General features: G+C 64.0%; 4 protein-coding genes. All 4 read right to left on the bottom strand.

From position 1 onward, the window contains the following. Positions 1-50: 50 nt before the first annotated feature. Entirely contained in the window at positions 51-806 is a 756-nt protein-coding gene (locus ACFE7D_RS13925) for an alpha/beta fold hydrolase (RefSeq protein ID WP_375396011.1), read from the bottom strand. A gap of 76 nt (positions 807-882) precedes the next feature. Further along, positions 883-1,236 carry a hypothetical protein gene (locus ACFE7D_RS13920; protein ID WP_375396010.1) on the bottom strand — a complete coding sequence of 118 codons (354 nt, stop codon included), beginning with the start codon at positions 1,234-1,236 and terminating at the stop codon, positions 883-885. Between the two features lie 31 nt (positions 1,237-1,267). Further along, the gene (locus tag ACFE7D_RS13915; protein ID WP_375396009.1) at positions 1,268-2,296 is read right to left on the bottom strand and encodes an aspartate-semialdehyde dehydrogenase; all 1,029 of its coding nucleotides are present in this window, start codon (positions 2,294-2,296) and stop codon (positions 1,268-1,270) included. Between the two features lie 106 nt (positions 2,297-2,402). Further along, a complete protein-coding gene (locus tag ACFE7D_RS13910) occupies positions 2,403-4,721 on the bottom strand; it encodes a S9 family peptidase (protein ID WP_375396008.1) in 2,319 nt (772 codons plus the stop codon). Positions 4,722-4,853: the final 132 nt, after the last annotated feature.

Below are 4,853 nucleotides of genomic sequence, written 5' to 3'. Positions count from 1 at the left end.
GTTGAATCAGAACTATCGGCTCAGCGGAATCCCTAAAATGTCACCGCGTCCTAGCTGCCCAGCCAGTTTGCGATCGTAAGCCCGAGATCGGGCTTGGTAACAGCGCTCATATGCCCGCCGGGTACCGCGACATACTGTGCACCGGGTAGCGCGTCGGCGAGCGCGGGCGCGGAGCCGTTGTCATGATCGTCCGCACCGCATACGACGAGCGAGGGCATTGCGAGACCACGGATATCTTCGATCGCAGTGTCCGCGAACGTATCGATGACCGCAAGCAGTGCCACGGGATCACCTTTGCTCGTCTTCAGAAACGCCTCCGCGAGCCATTCGGGGCTGCCGCGCTCGTGCTGGCCGAGACGCGTCAGGATGTTGCGGAAATGTCCGGCACGACGACCCGTGGTGGTCAGCCCCTCCAACCCCATGCCGGAGAAGATTGCGCGTGTGGGCGTCGCCCCCGTCGCCAGCATCCGCGACACCGTCCGTGCGCCCAATGAGTAACCGCCGATATCGTAATCGGTCAGCCCCAGATGCGCGACCAGCGCGTGCCCGTCGCGCGTCAACGCGTCGCGCGGATACGCCGCGGCGTCATGTGGCTTCGCGCTGTCGCCGTGCGCACGCAGGTCCGGCATGATGACGCGGTAACCCTTCGCAGCGATGGCGGCGGCATGGCCGAAGCGGATCCAGTTGGTCCTGGCGTCGGACATGAAACCGTGGATGAGAACGACAGGACGTCCTTCGCCGACTTCGTGCCAGGCAATGGAAACGCCGTCGAAGCTGTTGTAATATTGCGGTTCGGTCGTGGTCAAGGTCGTGCCAACATCAACACGCGCGTCGCATTGCCGGTCTCCGCCAACTTTCGGGCGAATTTGTCATTGGCCGTCATCAATTCGCCATCCGACGCTTCCGCCACCGCGAGATCGGCGCAGTCATAATCGCGTCGTCATATTCGCTCGCCAGTTCGAGCGCGGGGGTCATCATCGGCGCTTCGTCGATCGTCTGGCTCGATCTTCGCCGATGAGATCGACGCCGGACGTCTGCGATACACCGGGAACGCGCGCGCGATTGGTAATCATGTGCATCCGCGTGACAATCGAAAGTTTCATCAATGGTCAGCTGAGCTATATCGCTGATCGCCTGCCGGGCCAGCGCCTCGACAGAGGTCTTACGGTCGCGCACGATGATCTTCAGCCGCGTGATCGTTGCATCATCCGGCTGGCGAACGAGTAACCGGCCCATGCCATGACGATAGCATCATGCTATTATCCGTTCAAACCGCCTTCTTCAAATGCCGCCGCCCAAGCAATTCCGCGATCTGCACCGCGTTCAGCGCGGCACCCTTGCGCAGATTGTCCGACACGCACCACAAGGAAAGCCCGTTCTCCACCGTCGGATCTTCACGCACCCGGCTGACATAGGTGGCGTCGTCGCCCGCCGCCTCGATCGGTGTGATGTAGCCGCCGTCCTCATGCTTATCGATCAGCATGATGCCCGGCGCCTCGCGTAGGATTCGCTTCGCGTCGGCGGCGCTGATGTCACGCTCGAACTCGATATTGATCGCCTCGCTATGGCCGACGAAGACGGGCACGCGCACGCAGGTCGCGCTGATCTTGATCTTCGGGTCGAGAATCTTCTTCGTCTCGACTACCATCTTCCATTCCTCCTTGGTCGACCCGTCGTCGAGGAAGACGTCGATATGCGGGATGACGTTGAATGCGATCTGCTTGGTGAAGGTCTTCGCCTCGGCGGGATCGCCGACGAAGATGTTGCGGCTCTGCTCGAACAGCTCGTCCATGCCGACCTTCCCCGCGCCCGATACGGACTGATAGGTCGCGACGACGACTCGCTTGATCGTCGCGGCGTCGTGCAGCGGCTTCAGCGCCACGACCATCTGCGCGGTCGAGCAGTTCGGGTTGGCGATGATGTTCTTCGCGCGGTAGCCGTCGATCGCCGCCGCATTCACCTCGGGCACGATCAGCGGCACGTCGGGGTCCATCCGGTAGAGCGACGAATTGTCGATCACCGTGCAGCCGGCCCTGGCGAATTTCGGCGCATAGACCGCGGTCGCCTCGCTGCCGATTGCGAACAGCGCGATGTCCCAGCCGGCGGGATCGAAATGCTCGATATTCTGGACCTTCAGCATACGGCCGGTGTCGCCATATTCGATCTGGTCGCCCTGACTGCGCGACGAGGCCAGCACCGCGATCTCGTCGAGCGGGAATTCGCGTTCGGCGAGGATGTTGACCATCTCGCGCCCGACATTGCCCGTCGCACCGACGACGGCGATTCTATAACCCATCATTCCTCCGTCACCCCGGCCTCGCGCCGGGGTCCCGCTGTTTCCGCCCCCGCCTAGAGGGAGCGGGACCCCGGCTCAAGGCCGGGGCGACAAAGAATGGCTTGGCTCAGGGCTTGTTCTTCACCTTGCGATCCATGAATTCCATGATCGTGCCCCACAGATGTTCGCTGATCCCGGGACCGCCGACGCGGTGCGTGTTGCCGGGGTAGAGCATCATCTCGAACGGCGTGTCCGTCTGCTGCATGTGCGCGATCGCCTTCAGCGAATTGTCGAGGAAGACATTGTCGTCGGACATGCCGTGGATGATCAGCAGTGGGTCCTTGATGTCCGACGTCTGCGCCCATGCCGCCGATTTGGCATAGCTTGCCGCGTCCTTCGCGGGATCGCCCAGATAGCGTTCGGTGTAATGCGTGTCGTACAGCTGCCAGTCGGTGACCGGCGCACCCGATACCGCCGCCGCATAGACCCCCGGTGTCTTTTCCAGCATCTTCAGCGACATGTAACCGCCATAGGACCAGCCGTAGATGCCGATCCGCGCGCCATCGACGAAGGGCAGCGATTGCAGATACTTCGCTCCCGCGAGCTGGTCCTGCACCTCGACGGTGCCCATCGCGTGATAGATCTGATCCTCGAACACCTTGCCGCGATTATACGATCCGCGATTGTCGATCTGAAAGAAGATATACCCCTGGCTGACGAGATATTGCGGCAGCGCGCCCTGCCAGCCGCGGGTGACCTGCTGCCCGGTGCCGGGGCCACCATAATGCTGGAAGAATACCGGATATTTCCTGCCCTCGACCAGCGGCGGCGCGATCATTTCCCAATAGAGCGTCGTGCCGTCGGCGGCCTTGATCGTCCCGAACTGCGTCGGCCGGTGCGCGGCGAGATAGGGGTAATATGGGTGCCCCGCGACGACGGCATTCTCGCTGATCCAATCCAGCCGCTTGCCGTCGGTATCGGCCAGGTAGACCTGCGGCGGATGATTCGGATTCGAACGCGTCACGATCAGCCGGGTATTCGCCGCGTCCATCGTTGCCGCGTTGGTCCAGCCACGCTCGGTCAGGCGGGTCGGGGTGCCGGGATGCGCCAGGTCTACGGCATAGAGCTGCTGCTCCAGCACATCGTCCCTCGTCCCCATGAAATAGACGCGCCGCTTCGCCTCGTCGACGCCGACCAGCGACGTGACCACCCACGGCCCCTTGGTCAATTGCGTCCAATGCCCTTTGACGAAGAGGTACAGATGGCCATAGCCGTCGCGTTCGGATCGCCAGATCAGCCCGCCGTCCTTCATCGGCTTGTACGCGTCGGACAGGTTCAGCCAGCTCTTGGCGCCCGCCTTCTCGCTGAACAGGATGACCGACTTGCCCGTGGCGGGATCGACGCGGAGCATGTCGAGCCGCTTCTGGTCGCGGCTCTCGCGCTGGACGAGCAGCGCAGTGCCGTCGGGCAGCCAGTCGACTCGGGCAAGGTAGATGTCGGGATCGACGCCCAGATCGACCTTCACCTGCCCGCCACCGTCGGGATTGATGACATACAGCTCGACCAGCACGTTGGGCGTCCCCGCGCCGGGGTAGCGCTGCCGGTAGACGCTGGTCCCCGTCGCGCCGATCGCCGCGCGGGTCGCGACGTGGACCGGCGCCTCGTCGAACCGCTCGACCGCGATGTGGCGCTCGTCGGGGGACCACCAATAGCCGGTGCGGCGATCCATTTCCTCCTGCGCGACGAATTCTGCCTCGCCGAAATGGATCGTGCCGCCGCCCGTCGTCAGTGCTCTAGCGACTCCGCCAGCGAGCGGTTGCGCCCAGAGATTCTGGTCGCGCACGAAACTGACGAAGCCGCCCTTGGGGCTTACGATCGGGTTCAACTGGCCGCCCGGCGTCTGGGTCAGCCGCCGCGCCTGCCCATCGAGCGTCACGAGATAAAGGTCGCCATCGAGCGGTACCAGAATCGATTGTCCGTCGGGTGCGAAATCATAGGCGATGATCCCTTTCGATCCGCCGACCCGCGCGCGTTCGCGCTGCATCTTCTCGGCCTCGCTCAGTTCCGCGCCGCTGCCGACCTTCTTGGAATCGACCAGCATCCGCTCGGCGCCCGTCCGCGTATCCCGTGCCCACAGATCGAGCCGGTCCTTGTCGTCCGCTCGCGGCCGCAGCGATGTCAGCAGCGTGCCGTCGGGCGACAGGCGCAGCGCATGTGGCGAGGCCCCCCCGAGGCCGGGATTGCCGAACACGCGCGCGATCGTCAGCACCGCAGGTTGCGCGTCTGCAGGAGGCTGGGCCGAGGGAGGCTGGGCCGAGGGAGGCTGGGCCGGTGCGGTCGCCGGCAGCTGTGCCGGGTCCTCAGCGGCCATCGCCGCGGTCCCCATCGACACGCCGATCGAAGCCCCGACCGAAGCCAATGCCAGCCTCAACACCCATGCGCGCATCCATTTCCTCCTGGCCTTGGCGAGCGATCGCCGATGCGTGCTTATCGCGACGGGCGAGCGGGGCGTAAAGGTCCCTGGCAAAGGGCCCCTGTTTACTCGCCACACATACGCGTCACCCCGGGCTTGTCCCGG

Origin of the sequence: uncultured Sphingomonas sp., from assembly GCF_964244235.1 — a bacterium.
In the GTDB taxonomy this organism is placed as follows: domain Bacteria; phylum Pseudomonadota; class Alphaproteobacteria; order Sphingomonadales; family Sphingomonadaceae; genus Sphingomonas.
This window is presented reverse-complemented; position numbering and strand designations above follow the sequence as displayed.